The 13,442-nt window shown below is 52.7% G+C and carries 17 protein-coding genes; 11 read left to right on the forward strand and 6 right to left on the reverse strand.

The genetic code is table 11. From position 1 onward, the window contains the following. Nucleotides 1–62: 62 nt before the first annotated feature. The gene (locus JXO50_11390; GenBank protein ID MBN2333694.1) at nucleotides 63–356 is read right to left on the reverse strand and encodes a hypothetical protein; all 294 of its coding nucleotides are present in this window, start codon (nucleotides 354–356) and stop codon (nucleotides 63–65) included. A gap of 241 nt (nucleotides 357–597) precedes the next feature. Here JXO50_11390 and JXO50_11395 point away from each other — a divergent pair, with 241 nt between their 5' ends. Next, nucleotides 598–1,071, forward strand: a complete 474-nt coding sequence (locus JXO50_11395) for a DUF1285 domain-containing protein (protein MBN2333695.1) — start codon at nucleotides 598–600, stop codon at nucleotides 1,069–1,071. A 52-nt stretch (nucleotides 1,072–1,123) separates the two neighbouring features. On the opposite strand, the gene JXO50_11400 is transcribed toward JXO50_11395, so the two are convergent. Continuing rightward, complete coding sequence (locus tag JXO50_11400; GenBank protein ID MBN2333696.1) at nucleotides 1,124–1,366, reverse strand: hypothetical protein; 243 nt, start codon at nucleotides 1,364–1,366, stop codon at nucleotides 1,124–1,126. A 140-nt stretch (nucleotides 1,367–1,506) separates the two neighbouring features. Between JXO50_11400 and JXO50_11405 the strand changes: the two genes are divergently transcribed. Then, nucleotides 1,507–1,938, forward strand: coding sequence for a PaaI family thioesterase (locus JXO50_11405; GenBank protein MBN2333697.1), 432 nt, complete (start codon nucleotides 1,507–1,509; stop codon nucleotides 1,936–1,938). An 84-nt stretch (nucleotides 1,939–2,022) separates the two neighbouring features. Here the strand turns inward: JXO50_11405 and JXO50_11410 are convergent, their stop codons facing one another. The 4 genes from JXO50_11410 to JXO50_11425 all read right to left on the reverse strand — a co-directional run bounded on the left by JXO50_11410 (nucleotide 2,023) and on the right by JXO50_11425 (nucleotide 6,054). Beyond that, nucleotides 2,023–2,508 (reverse strand): peptidylprolyl isomerase, encoded by a 486-nt coding sequence (locus JXO50_11410; protein ID MBN2333698.1) that lies wholly within the window; start codon nucleotides 2,506–2,508, stop codon nucleotides 2,023–2,025. A 135-nt stretch (nucleotides 2,509–2,643) separates the two neighbouring features. Then, complete coding sequence (locus JXO50_11415) at nucleotides 2,644–4,056, reverse strand: dephospho-CoA kinase (protein MBN2333699.1); 1,413 nt, start codon at nucleotides 4,054–4,056, stop codon at nucleotides 2,644–2,646. Between the two features lie 170 nt (nucleotides 4,057–4,226). Further along, complete coding sequence (locus tag JXO50_11420; GenBank protein ID MBN2333700.1) at nucleotides 4,227–5,426, reverse strand: PHP domain-containing protein; 1,200 nt, start codon at nucleotides 5,424–5,426, stop codon at nucleotides 4,227–4,229. Nucleotides 5,427–5,529: 103 nt separating this feature from the next. Next, nucleotides 5,530–6,054: a hypothetical protein gene (locus tag JXO50_11425; protein ID MBN2333701.1), complete on the reverse strand. Its 525-nt coding sequence runs from the start codon at nucleotides 6,052–6,054 to the stop codon at nucleotides 5,530–5,532. 552 nt (nucleotides 6,055–6,606) lie between these two features. On the opposite strand from JXO50_11425, the gene JXO50_11430 reads away from it, so the two are divergent. The 9 genes from JXO50_11430 (at nucleotide 6,607) to JXO50_11470 (ending at nucleotide 13,423) form a co-directional block, all read left to right on the forward strand. Beyond that, on the forward strand, nucleotides 6,607–6,810 hold the full coding sequence (locus JXO50_11430) for a ferredoxin family protein (protein MBN2333702.1): 204 nt from the start codon (nucleotides 6,607–6,609) through the stop codon (nucleotides 6,808–6,810). Nucleotides 6,811–6,815: 5 nt separating this feature from the next. Continuing rightward, on the forward strand, nucleotides 6,816–7,889 hold the full coding sequence (locus tag JXO50_11435; protein MBN2333703.1) for a 3-methyl-2-oxobutanoate dehydrogenase subunit VorB: 1,074 nt from the start codon (nucleotides 6,816–6,818) through the stop codon (nucleotides 7,887–7,889). A gap of 66 nt (nucleotides 7,890–7,955) precedes the next feature. Further along, a complete protein-coding gene (locus JXO50_11440) occupies nucleotides 7,956–8,708 on the forward strand; it encodes a 2-oxoglutarate oxidoreductase (protein MBN2333704.1) in 753 nt (250 codons plus the stop codon). Nucleotides 8,709–8,753: 45 nt separating this feature from the next. Continuing rightward, nucleotides 8,754–9,296: a 2-oxoacid:acceptor oxidoreductase family protein gene (locus JXO50_11445; protein ID MBN2333705.1), complete on the forward strand. Its 543-nt coding sequence runs from the start codon at nucleotides 8,754–8,756 to the stop codon at nucleotides 9,294–9,296. Nucleotides 9,297–9,341: 45 nt separating this feature from the next. Further along, on the forward strand, nucleotides 9,342–9,929 hold the full coding sequence (locus tag JXO50_11450; protein MBN2333706.1) for a helix-turn-helix transcriptional regulator: 588 nt from the start codon (nucleotides 9,342–9,344) through the stop codon (nucleotides 9,927–9,929). Between the two features lie 536 nt (nucleotides 9,930–10,465). Further along, nucleotides 10,466–11,224, forward strand: coding sequence for a motility protein A (locus tag JXO50_11455; protein MBN2333707.1), 759 nt, complete (start codon nucleotides 10,466–10,468; stop codon nucleotides 11,222–11,224). Next, nucleotides 11,225–12,010: an OmpA family protein gene (locus tag JXO50_11460; protein ID MBN2333708.1), complete on the forward strand. Its 786-nt coding sequence runs from the start codon at nucleotides 11,225–11,227 to the stop codon at nucleotides 12,008–12,010. It abuts the gene before it with no gap. Nucleotides 12,011–12,086: 76 nt separating this feature from the next. After that, nucleotides 12,087–12,821 carry a flagellar motor protein MotB gene (locus JXO50_11465; protein MBN2333709.1) on the forward strand — a complete coding sequence of 245 codons (735 nt, stop codon included), beginning with the start codon at nucleotides 12,087–12,089 and terminating at the stop codon, nucleotides 12,819–12,821. An 83-nt stretch (nucleotides 12,822–12,904) separates the two neighbouring features. Further along, entirely contained in the window at nucleotides 12,905–13,423 is a 519-nt protein-coding gene (locus JXO50_11470; protein MBN2333710.1) for a flagellar basal body-associated FliL family protein, read from the forward strand. The last annotated feature ends 19 nt before the right edge of the window (nucleotides 13,424–13,442 follow it).

A 13,442-nucleotide genomic window follows, 5' to 3' on the forward strand; every position in this document is an offset into this window, starting at 1 on the left:
AAAACAAAAAGCTCCCCGACCCTGGTGGTCGGGGAGCTTTTTTTGTTTGCTGGCCGGTGGCCTTATTCATGTTTGAGTACGGGTTCGCCCATCTCCTGAAAGGAAAAGTTGAGAAAGATGTGGCTGCCGATATAGTCAAGTACCCGCATATCATTTTTCTCGCTGAGATCCTGGGCAACCAGTTCGTAATAGTTGCCGTATTTCTGCTGGCAGGAGTTGATGGGCACTTCGTACATGATAAATTTACGGATATTCTTGCTTTCCAGTTTGGTGATAAAATCGTTATCGGTCAAGACGTCATAGGTAGTGAGAATAAGAATCGGGCCGGTACCGGTAAACAGAATTGCCGCCTTCATGGTATTGCCTCCTTGTTCTGGTTGTCCCAACGAAAAATGGCCGGGATGTCGAGGTTTATCTGTCTACAACCATAGCAGGGAATTATAATTTGTCAAGGGCCCTTCTGTGGCACAATGGATGGTGACTGGTCATGCTTTTACGGTGCTGGTTTGCGTGAAAAGTGGAAATGCGATTGACGGATGGCCGCCCGCACTGGTAATGTCTGCGGTGAAAGCAACCTCTTAGTATAAGGAGTAGCCGATGGAGGAAACAATAGATCGTTCAGAGATGATCTCCATTGATCGTCAGGGACGGTGGTGGTATCAGGGAAACCAGATTATTCATCAGGATGTCTTGGCCTATTTTAAAAAGTCACTGCAGAGAGACCCTCAGACCGGAGACTATGCTATCCATGCCCAAGGTAAAACCGCCCCGGTCGAGGTTGCCCTGTGTCCTTTTTTTATTCATGATATTGAGCTTGTCCGGGATCCCGACGACAGACCGAAAGAGGTGATCCTGCTGCTTGATGATCAGAGTCGGGAAACACTAGATCCCCGAAAGCTGACCATGGATAAGGAGGGGGTGCTGCAGGCACTGGTAAAAGAAGGCAGATTTTGTGCCCGCTGCCAGCCGACAGCCCACTTTCGGCTGGCGGAACTGCTGGAAGAAGATGCTGAGGGTATCTTCCATCTGTATCTTGGTGGAGAAAACTTTCGGATCGGTGTTAGCCCCTAGTTGTCAATGGTTCCCGATAGCCCAAAGATGCTAGAACTGATGGTGGGGGAGGTCACTCTTCAGGGGTCACCCAGACAATGTGATTTTTGCTGACGACGAACGTTTGTCCCCCGCGGCCCTGTTGCATAGCGTTGAAGACGACAATAAAAGGGCTGGTTCCTTTGGTGAACAACTCGCTCAGCCGGTTGATGCCTCCTTCAGCCAGCAGGTTAACCTCGCCGAGGATCATCGAACCGTCGGTCAACCGTATTTTTACTTTGACGCTTTTAGTGGGGGTCATTTTTACTTCATTCATGCCGATTGGCTTCCTTTATGTTCCAGGCTGGAGCCGGGGTGAGTGGTGGCAGTTGTTCTTCTACTTCTATCGGCAGAAAGCAATTGTAATTGAGCTTAAAAGTAAGTTTTTCAAAAAGTTCCTACGCCAGGGGAGAAGCGATGGACGACAACCGACGACAGTTTTTGCGAACCGACTTTCGGCAGGGTTTCCCCGCTTTTTGCGGCATTGATGTGGTGCAGGTGGAGGCGGGTCTTTTTGTTACCTGTCTTCCGGTGCAGCCGCACCATTGTCAGCAGGACGGCTTGGTGCATGCCGGGGTGATGGCCACCATGGCAGACCATACTGCTGGATATGCAACCTATACCCTCGTTGACAGTGGTGCCCGGGTGCTGACCATCGAGTTTAAGATCAACTACCTCAAACCGGCTGCCGGTGATCTGATTACCTGTAGCAGCCGGGTGATCAGCCGTGGAAAGAAAATCATGGTGGCCGAATCTGATCTTCATGCTGCCGGCGATGGGCGGGAGAAAATCGTTGCCAAAGCCATGGTTACCCTGATGGTCCTGCCAGCCGCCCACTTTTCTTGCTAGATGCCCTGTTTTTTCGATGACCGCTGCCTCCGGCAGACAGCAGCTGGCAGAGGCAGCATGAAGACGGCTTGCACGAAGAAGTTTTTATGCCTCGCTGATGGTCATGCTGGTGATGTCGTCACCCTGGGTAATGGCGTCAACCACCTCCTGCCCGGAAATTACCTTGCCGAAGACGGTGTGGCGGCCATCAAGATGCGGCTGCGGGGAGTGGGTAATGAAAAACTGACTGCCGTTGGTGTTGGGACCGGCATTGGCCATGGAAATGACTTTGGCTTCGTGGGTCAGTGGGTTGCCGGTGAATTCATCGGCAAATGAATAGCCGGGACCACCCATGCCGGTGCCGGTGGGATCGCCACCCTGGATCATGAAATCATTGATGACCCGGTGAAAAGTGACGCCGTCATAATAGCCCTCCCGGGCCAGGAAAACAAAATTATTGACCGTTTTGGGAGCGTATTCCGGATAGAGGTCCAGGGTAATGACTCCTTTGATTGTTGCCAGGGTCGCCCGGTAGGTTTTAGTTGGTTCAATCTGCATTGCCGGCGGTGTGTCCCATTGCTTTTTTATCATCTGAAACTCCTTCACGCTAAGATCATGTTTTGCGGTAAAAAAAGGGATCGGAAATAGTCGTGCCCCTTTTGTTGATGATTCCCATGGGCTGACTCAGCGGCCGCATGGTGATTTTCAGGCGGCTATTGCCTGGCTTCACTCTTTGCGCTGCAGCTGCGTCAGCTTATGCCAGATATCCTCAACCTGTTGTTTAGTCTCAGCTACATCCTTGGTATTGTCAACAACAAAATTGGCAAATTGCAGTTTTTCATCAATCGGCAGTTGGGCTTTGAGAATCGTTGCCGCTGCCTCTTCGGTGATGCCATCCCGCAGGGCCAGCCGTTCAATCTGGGTTGCCGCCGGTACATGGACGACAATCAGCTGGTCAAAGAGATATTGCAGATTCAGCTCCACCAGTAAGGGGATGGCCACTTGGATGATGGCGTTGGGATCTTTGGCGGCAATGGCATCAGCCTGCTTGAAAAACTCTTCATAGATGGGCGGGTGGGTGAAGCCTTCCAGCTTTTTTCGCTTTTCCATATCGCCAAAGACGATATCGGAAAGTTTTTTGCGATCAAGAGCGCCGTGCTCATCCAGTACCTGGGAGCCGAAATAGTCAACAATTTTAGCCAGTCCCGGGGTGCCCGGCTCAACCACCTGGCGGGCGATAAGATCAAAATCGATCAGTGGTGCGCCGAATTCCTCCAGCATCTTTGAAACGGTACTCTTGCCGCTGGCGATCCCTCCGGTTACCCCCACCAGCAGCCGTTGGTCCTGGCCGCGTACTTTGGCCATCATCTCATCCAGCTTTTTATAGGTAACCGGAAATTCGACCGACAGGTCGCCTTCGGCGCCGGCAAAACTGATGGGATAGCGGACTCCGCGCCGGTAGAGGGCTTCCATGCCTGACAAGGCTTTGGTCATCAGGGCTGCCGGGACGGCCATCACCAGTTCATCATCCTGAGCATGACCGTACCGCCGTTCACCATAGCAGGGGATACCCAGCGATGGTTTGCCGCTCTGGTAACAGCGGACGATGGCATCGGAACAGGACGATTCTCCGACGCAGCCAAATTGCATTGCCTCGTAGTTGCTGAACTGCAGAGCGTTGATCAGGAGCATAATCTGGGCCGGGTTGGCGTAAATGAGGACAATATCCGGTTCGAAAGGGTTGTAGACCAGGGGAGCCATGGCCAGGGCTTCATAGCGGCCCACCGGCAGCCGGGGAATTGCCTGCTCAAACTTTCTGCCATCTTCCTTGGTGGCTACCCAGACAATGTTGCGGAAGGTTCCATCCTGATGGGTTGCAGGAACCTCCTGCAATCCAATGATGGAGGAGCAGGAGGGGAAAAGGAAGTCATCCAGGTCGGCACCCACGGTCCAGTCAAAATTGCGGGCTAAGTTGATCATCTGGCACATGGTCATTTTGTTTTGCGGCCGTCGGAGAAAGGAAATTTTGTCCAGATCTTCCTTTTTCTCCAGCATTTTAAAAGCCACGGGAAATGACTTCAAACGCATCAGGCGTTCGATCCGCTGAATTATCTTTCCCCAGTCACGTGTTGTTTCCATGGTAGCATCTCCTGCATGAAACGAGGTAATTGATCGAAAAAGCACTGTTGTTCAGTTGAACCATTGTCGTTAATGCTGTCTGGCCTGACAAAGCGTGTTTCCGGTAACTTCAATGGTTTTTCATCAGCTGCCTCACTGACGGGATTTTTTACATCCTGTTAGGGAGCTGTTTAACGAAAAGCGACCGGTTTGTATCTACCCGCTTTCAGAGCCGCCACCAGTTCTGTTTCGTTGTTGATCGGCTGGTCAAAACGGGTCGCGTAAACGCCAACAGTGGTTTCATCGTGGGCATCACTGCCGCCGGTGGCCGGCAGGTTCAGGCGTTCGGCAACTTCGGCGGCTAAGCCGTTTTCCTTATCAGTCACTTTGCCGTTTCGTGCTTCGATGGCATCAACAAAGCGGAACATCTCCCGGCCAATCGCCTGGTCGGTGGTGAGTCCCACATCGCCCGCACCGAAGGTCAGAAAGCCCCGAAAGGGATGGGCGGCGGCAAGAAAGCCTCCGGCTGCAGCCACCCGCCGTTTCAGTTCTTCAAGCTTGATGACCCCCTGGATATCCTCATCAAAGCCAAACACCAGCATGTCGCCCTGGTTGGTAACGATTTCATTGCCCCGCAGAATAACAAAATCATACTGTTGCCGCAACGTCTCAATCTGTTCAGCGGTCCATACATGGTTATGGTCCGTCAGGCAGATGCCATCAAGGCCGATGCGCATCGCTTCCTCAATCATGGTTTCTGCGGAGGCCGATGCGCAGGGGGATGCCGGCGACGTGTGAACATGGAGATCAATGATAAAAGGTCCAGCTTGCTTGTCTTGCCGCATTCTGGCGGCGGTTGTCGTTCTGCTTGATTCAGGCTTTTGGTTTGCCGGCGCCGTGAAAGGTGGTATTGGCGTTGCTGACCCTGGTTGTGGGCTGCTGTCGGCTGCAATTGATGGCGCCGCCGGTTTGTGCGTTGCTGTTGCCAGTAAAGATCGGCTATTGTTCCCGCCATCCTTCTGCTGGTTAATGATTTTCACCGCTTCCCGGGCAGCATGGGCACATTCGATCAGGAGATTGGCGTAGTGGCGGCAGGATTTGCGACCGATGGTTTTGTGGATGGTATCCTCAATGCCGGCGGCCAGGCAGAAGCCGGCGGCTTCCCCAAGAAAGTCCAGGGCACGCGGGCATTCGGGTGTCGTCCAGCGCAGCCAGCGGCCGACGATGGAGGTGCAGACCAGGTTGTCAATGGTAACCGTAAGATCAATTTCAAGACTGTAGATTGAATCATCCAATACAGCATGTACCAGGATTGTTTCATCATCCCGGCGAGCCACACTGACCAGTTTGTTGCGCATGAATTCCCGCATGGTAGTATTCTCAAGCCTCATAAAGGGTTAACTGTTGCCGGCCACGTGACTGCAGCATCCAACTGGTACTCACCAACCATCTTGGTTGGCCATGGAACGTTGTTTGCGGCAGCAGGATGTCGATTTACCGGGGGGCGCCAGTCGTTTTTTCAGCCGCCGCCTCAAGTTCCCGTACCAGTGGCCCTCCTTTGGCAAACGCGGCGCAGCGATCGTAGAGTCGGATGCTGTTTTGGACCATATCGGAATAGAATCTCACTTTCCCCGGCTCGTCATCCGGTGCTTTTAACAGCACTTTCCTGGTCAGTGAGAGGATAATGCCGTGGCAGCACTCCTCGACCATGTAGACCACCTGCTCAAGGTTGTCATCACTGCCGATGAGGCCTTTAATGATCTTCAGCATACCGGCACCGACGCGGGTTCCAACAACGTGCTGGAGCCGTGCCTGAAGGTTGTCAACCGGTTCAAAATACGTGTGATGAAAAAAACCATCGATGGCCGAGATTTCTAAATCGGGCATTTTTACCCTGATCCGGATCTCGGCGTTGGTGACGGTATCTGTCAGCCGGCAAACCGATTCCAGCATCTGGTCATTAATCTTTTCCACGCTGGTGTTGCGGTTCATGGAAAATATCAGGATATTGTTGGACATTGTCAGGGATCTCCTTTTTGTCAGATGCCAGTTTACGGAAACTGTTAAAGAGTAGCATGTCTGCTGAAGGGCTGTCAAGGAGTTCCGCCGTACCTGAATTGGTAAGTTGAGCATTTTGCTGGCAATTTGTCGTTGACAAATTGTTGTTGAACGTCTATTTTGCCAGTTTGCTGTAAGCGGTGCTCTTGATGATCATTGTTCAAGGCAGTTGCCGGAGTTCGCGGGGCATCCAGGTTCTGTCAACCAAGGTGAGGGATGGCACCAGGCGTCTGTCGAGCGACGTTTTCCGTTGCACTAGAGAATGTGCCCACCTGCAGATTGAAGTCGGTGGCAGCTCGTACCATCAATTGCACAATGGTGGCCACCCTTGTTAAAGGATGTTCGGCACCGGATGGTTTTCTGCCATTGTCGATCAGCATGTGGAGGCTAGGTTTCAATAACCAGGCGGTTAAGAAGACCGGGACCGCAGATTAGCCAACCGAACATGGTTGTTTTCCGGTTGGCAACGATGTCGCCCGGCGGGTTTTGTCGGCGGTAAGTGGAGAAGAGGTAATGCCCAAAGTTGAGATTAATCAGGAGCGTTGTAAAGGTTGCGGTCTTTGTCTTGCCGCCTGTCCGGAAGACATTCTGCGGGTGGGGGAAGAGGTCAACCTGAGCGGCTATTATTACGCCGTGGTACTCAATCCGGAAGGCTGCAGCGGCTGTGCCCTGTGCGCAGAAATGTGTCCGGATCTGGCCATTACGGTGTGGAGGTAGGCAAGATGCCAGCATTGAAGAAGGTTTTTCTCAAAGGCAATGAGGCCATCGCCCTAGCAGCGATCAACGCCGGCTGTCATTACTATTTTGGTTATCCCATCACGCCGCAGAATGAAATTCCTGAATACATGGCCAAACATCTGCCCGAGGTGGGGGGGGAATTTCTCCAGGCGGAAAGTGAAATTGCCTCAATTAATATGATGCTTGGAGCGGCCGCCACCGGCGTCCGGGTGATGACCTCTTCCAGCGGTCCAGGAATTTCCCTGATGCAGGAAGGCTTCTCCTATTTTGCCGGTAATGAACTGCCGGCCCTAGTGGTCAATATGAGCCGCCAAGGTCCCGGTCTTGGGGGCATCAATGCGACCCAGGGGGATTACTTCCAGGCGGTTAAGGGGGGCGGCCATGGGGATTACCATCTCATCGTCCTGGTGCCGCACACTGGCCAGGAGTTGTATGACCTGACCATCAAGGGGTTTGAACTGGCGGAAAAGTATCGTTGTCTGACCCTGCTGCTGGGGGATGCGATTCTCGGCCAGATCAAGGAACCCATCGATCCCTGGAAGCCGGAACAGGTTGGTGGCGATCCTGACCGTGACTGGCTGATTACCGGTGCCAAAGGACGGCCGCCCCGGCTGATCAAATCCCTGTACCTTGCTGATGGGGAGATGGAAAAACATAACTGGCGGCTGCAGAAAAAATACCAGCGGATGGCGGCTGAGGATGTGATGGTGGAAACCAGGGATACGGATGATGCCAAACTGGTGGTGGTTGCCTTTGGCAGCATGGCCAGGATTGCCAAAACAGCCATTGTCCGGGCTCGGGAACAGGGGATGCAGGTGGGACTGATTCGGCCTATCACTGTTTTTCCCTTTCCTGGTGAGATCATCAGCATGATTTCTGAATCTGTTCCACGATTTCTTGTCTGTGAAATGAATACCGGTCAGATGGTAGAGGATGTTCGTTTGTCAGTAAGCCGCAATGCGACCGTTGATTTTTATGGCCGGCCGGGGGGTTCTGTGCCGACCCCGGAAGAAATTTTTGACCGCATCAAAGAGGCCTATGACGCGTGCCGGCAGTAGCATCCCGTATGGTACACTGGTAATTATCTGCCGTTACTGTAAACCGTTTCCTTATGGGGAGTTTTCATGAAACAAGTTGTTAAAAGGCCGGCATCACTGACGGATAAAGCTTTCCATTTCTGCCCCGGATGTCATCACGGGATTGTCCACCGTTTGGTTGCCGAAGCGCTGGATCATTTTAATGTCCGTGAATCAACCATCGGTGTTGCATCGGTGGGCTGTTCCGTCTTTCTCTACGACTATTTTGCCATTGATGTTATTGAGGCCCCCCATGGGCGGGCTTCGGCGGTGGCCACCGGCACCAAGCGGGTTCTAGATGACCGGGTGGTGTTTACCTACCAGGGAGATGGCGATCTGGCGGCCATCGGTACGGCGGAGATTATCCACGCAGCCAACCGGGGCGAAAATATCACCGTGATTTTTGTCAATAACTCCATCTACGGAATGACCGGTGGCCAAATGGCCCCTACCACGCTGCTGGGCCAGCGGAGTACGACCTCTCCCTACGGCCGGGATTATCATCGTGACGGTTATCCGATCAAAATGACCGAGATGCTGGCGGCCCTTGAAGGTCCATCGCTGGTGGCGAGGGTGGCGGTGGATAAACCGGCCAATGTCAAGAAAGCCCGCAAGATTATCCGCCAGGCATTTCAAATGCAGGTTGACAATAAAGGTTTTTCCTTTGTTGAGGTGCTGTCTGCCTGTCCGACCAATTGGGGCTTGAGTCCCCAGGAGGCGACCAAGCGGGTCAGTGATGAAATGATTCCCTATTTCCCGTTGGGGATTTTCAAACAGAAAGATGTAGTTGATGTGCTGTGATTTCCCGGTGCAGGTAGACGAGCCGGTGGAGAGAAGGAGTGATGAATGTATAGCGATGTAATCATGGCTGGTTTTGGCGGCCAGGGGATTATGCTGATCGGCAATCTGCTGGCCTATGCGGCTATCCATGAGGAAAAAAATGTCACCTTTCTGCCGTCATACGGGGTGGAAATGCGGGGTGGTACGGCCAACTGTTCAGTGGTTATCTCTGATCGTGAGATCGGCTCGCCGGTGGTTGGCCTGCCGAGTTCGTTGATCATCATGAACCGGCCGTCACTGGTCAAGTTTGAAGCGTGGATGAAGCCGGGGGGAGTGTTGATTCTCAACTCATCTCTGGTCCCTGCGGAGGAGGGCAGCCGTGACGATATCGAGATGATTGCGCTGCCCCTCATCCAGATAGCGCAGGAAGAGGTTGGCAACTCCAAACTGGCCAATATGGTTGCCCTGGGGGCATATGTGGAGAAAACCGGGGTGGTTGCTGTTGCTGCGGTCCTTGCCGCCTTGGAGGATGCCCTGAACCCTAAATACCATAGCATGATACCGGTGAATCAGCGAGCCATTGAGCAGGGTGCTGCTCTGGTACGCTGATCTTACCTCTTTCTACCGCATCTTTTCAGACTATGCAGGGAGTGGATGATGACTTGTGAGACGAAGCCCGTTGAAGCTGTTAAAGTAGGAGAGGCGATCAAGAAAATCAGGGAAAATCAGGGGGTTTCCCTGCAGGAACTGGCCCAGCGGACCGGTTATTCAACCGCTGTTCTCTCGCAGATTGAGAACCATCTGGTTTCCCCCTCCCTGGGAACCATGGTCCGTCTGGCAAAGGCTTTGCATGTCCCCCTGGGCGGCTTTTTCAACCGGGAGGATACGGAACCTTTTACCATTATCCGTCAGCATGAGCGGCAGACGGTTTCCCGTTTTGCTTCAAAAGAGGGGGTACGCTACGGTTATACCTATGAATCCCTGGGGGCTGGCAAGAAAGACCGGAAGATGGAGCCTTTTGTGGTGACCCTTGAACCGGCAACCATTAAGTCTGATACCTGTTCCACCCATGATGGGGAGGAGTTTATCTATGTCCTCGAGGGTAAGATCGATGTGACCATCCTGGAGCATACTGATCTGCTGGAGGCCGGTGACAGTATCTACTATGAATCGAGCATTCCCCATCTGGTCCGCTGCCATGGTGACCAGTCGGCGAAAATTCTGGCAGTAGTCCACCCCTGACGAGGGCCGCTGCTTTCAGCTACCCTGATAGCATAGCTATCTCATGAGATTCCGCCATGGGGTCCAGGGACTTTTTTGCTTTTGTCTGCAACTGCAGGCGCCACCGCCGTATAAGGTCGTGAGGAATGATGGTTCTCCTTTACGCTCTTCCTCCTGTTTTGTAACCGCCGCATCAAATGACTAGGACTGCCCAGGGTGGTCTGGGTCCGTCTGCCACCCATGCCGGCCAGCCGTTCCCGGCCGATAGTGCCGTAGCTTTCCCATATCACTATAAGTTTCCCCATGGCAAAATTGCTTGGCCGTAGGTGCTGGAGCTTTGCTATCCCGGTACTTGTTCCCATGGAGGTGATGGCCAACCAGCGCCATGGTCGTGGCCGCCGGCGATGGTGATAATCGTCAAAAAACTGACCTGCTATGGTGGTGTTTTTGACTTTCTTTTTCTCAAGAATTATGGGGAATGGGCGAATATTAAAGGGTTAGAGAATTCATAACTACGGTATGCGTTTTGCAATATGATTTTTCAGAAGGGAGAGAGAATGGATTTTTCAACCATCATTGGCGTTATTTCCGCCTTTTTTCTGGTTTTTCTGGCGATTGCCGGTGGCAGCGGTTTTGCTGTGTTCTGGAACTATCCCTCATCGTTGATTGTTCTGGGTGGAACATTGGGGGCTACCTTTATCAACTATCCTTTGACGGAAGTTATTGGCATTCTCAAGGTAGTGAAAAATGCTTTTTTTGAAAAATCCTTCCCGGTGTGGGAAACTATCGATGAATTGGTGGAATTATCCCGTAAGTCGCGTAAAAGCGGCATCCTGGCTTTGGAAGATGCCAGCCAGGTGGCCAGCGATCTGTTCCTGCGAAAGGGTCTGACCCTGTTGGTTGATGGCCTGGATTCAGCGGCAATTGAAGATATTATGATCATTGATATGGACTCCACCAGGGAGCGTCACCAGTTGGGTGCTGAGGTGTTGACCAGTATGGGTAATATGGCGCCGGCCATGGGGTTGATCGGCACCCTTATCGGACTGGTGCAGATGCTGCAGACCATGGATGAGCCTGCCGGTATTGGCCCGGCAATGGCCGTTGCTTTGCTCACCACTTTTTATGGGGCCATCCTGGCAAATTTTATTTTCCTGCCCCTGGCCGGCAAGTTAAAGCGGAAGAGCCAGCAGGAAATCTTTGTCAAAGGGTTGGTTCTTGAAGGGGTCCTATCCATTGCCCGGGGAGAAAATCCTCGGATCATGCAGCATAAGCTGGAAGCTTTTCTGCCCCCAGCGATCCGTCGGGAGGGATAAATGGCCGCTCAGCTCGACAGCGCTAAAAACAGATATCGCTCATTGATGTCGACCGGTGGTCAGGACAGTTTTGCTGTTTTAATGGCAGCGTTGAGTATGATTTTATTGGCTTTCTTTATTCTGCTCTATTCCATTGCAGTTATTGACGATCAGCGGCGGTTGGCGGCGCTCGATTCCCTGCTCGGCAGTTTTGGTTTTATGCCGGGCGGCTTCAGTGTTTCCGAAAATCAGCGCGATCGTCTTTTGCAGCTACCATCGCTGGTCAGCGACAATGCCAACGCGCTGGATACGGCCCTGCGGGATTTTCTCGTCCAGCGGGGCATTGCCGATGGGGTCACCGTCCGCCAGCTGAAGGATGGGGTTGCCGTTGACTTGGAGAATACGCTGCTTTTTTCTTCAGGCTCCTATGACCTGTCCGCGGATGGTGAGCAGGTGCTGCTCAAGCTTGCCAATCTGCTGCGTCCAGTAGAGGAACTGCAGCTGAGCATTAAAGGGTATTGTGATGCGGTGCCGGTAAAAGCCGGAAATCCTGTGCCATCCAATATATCGCTGGCAGCCCTGAGGGCGGCCACCGTTTTTCGCCAGTTGGTTCATCATGGCGGCCTTGATCCTGACAGGATGCAGGTCCAAGGATTTGGTTCAACCGGAAGTACCGCCGGGGAAGGATCAGCAACGCAGCGGCGGGTTGAAATCGTGATTAGGGGAGGAGCGATTGCCGCCGATCAGCGTCGGCAGCAGAGGACGTATCGCTTTAAAGGTTTTTCCCTTCCCATTACCGGAAAATAACGAATGATTGATCCGGCAAGGGTGGATCAGGTGAAGGTGGCGCATGGCAAGTCGGAAGCGTAGGGGGCAGTATCAGATGTCGGGCAGGAATAATGCCTGGATGGTGACCCTGTCAGACCTGCTGGTACTGATGCTTACCTTTTTTGTCCTGTTGATTTCCATGTCTTCGATGGATAAAAAAACTTTCAAGAAGATGTTTGGGGTGCTGCCCGCTTCGCTCGGGGTTCTCCATCTTGGGGGGGGGACGCCATCAGTGGACAGGAAGGAGACGTTGATTGTGCCGTCGACCCTCAGTCCCCGGGCCATTACTGATCTGGCGGCCCTGCGTAAACTGTCTCCCGCCTTATCCCGGCTGTTGGATGACCTGGAGACTCAGGCGCCACCGGACAGTCTGGTAGTGAAGGCAGTGAATGATGACTTGGAACTCGAAGTTGCCGCGGATTTTCTTTTTGGCACCCTTGATGCGACCCTGAAAAAAGCTGGCCGGCCGTTTTTAGCGTTGCTGGCAGCATTCATTGCCGATCAGTCTGATCCCCTGCTCATTGAGGTGTACACCGATAACTTTCCCCTGCATACGGCAGCCTTTCCTGATAACTGGGTATTGGCTGCGGTTCGCGGTCATGTCATCGCCAGCCAACTGAGGCAGCAAGGTATTAAAGAGGATCGCATGTCTTTGGCGGCTTTTGGCCCTGACCGGCCACTGGTGGCCAATGATACCCCGGAACACCGGTCCCGTAACCGGCGGATTGTTATGAAGTTGTCCGGTTGGGTTAGCCGACTGAATCCACCGGCCGAAAATAGTGACAGCTAACCCCTGTGTTGCTGACGCCTTAAGAGTAAGAAGAATACTGCCACTGGTATGGTGAGCAGAAAGCGTTGACGAGGAGATCTCTCATGGCAAAAAAAGAAACCAGTGAAGAAAATTCTGAAGTTACGGAACAGGATGGGGGAAAGAAGCCCAAAAAACTGTTTCTGATCATCATTATCATTATTGCCCTGCTGGTGGTGGGTGGCGGTGGTTTTGCAATCTATTACTTTTTTCTGGCGCCGAAACCGCCGACCGCTGAAGAGCTGGCCCAGATGGAAGCAGCCAAAAGGCCAAAACCGGAGATTCTGCCGGTGTTTTCCCTGAAGCCGTTTGTGGTGAATCTGGCAGGTGGCTCCGGCCGCCGATATCTGAAAGTGAGTATGAAACTGGAATTGAGTTCGGAAGACCTGCTGGCGGAAATTGATAAACGACAGCCGCAGATACGCGACGTGATTCTGACGCTCTTGAGTTCTAAGACGTCTGATGAGGTGAACTCCATGGAGGGCAAATTCATTCTCCGGGAGGAGATTGTCAAACGTGTCAATACGTTTCTCATCACCGGCAAGATAACCAAAATTTATCTGGAAGAGTTTGTTGTCCAGTAGCGGATCAACGGTGCGCAAA

Origin of the sequence: Candidatus Anaeroferrophillus wilburensis (assembly GCA_016934315.1) — a bacterium.
Classification (GTDB): Bacteria; Desulfobacterota; Anaeroferrophillalia; order Anaeroferrophillales; family Anaeroferrophillaceae; genus Anaeroferrophillus; species Anaeroferrophillus wilburensis.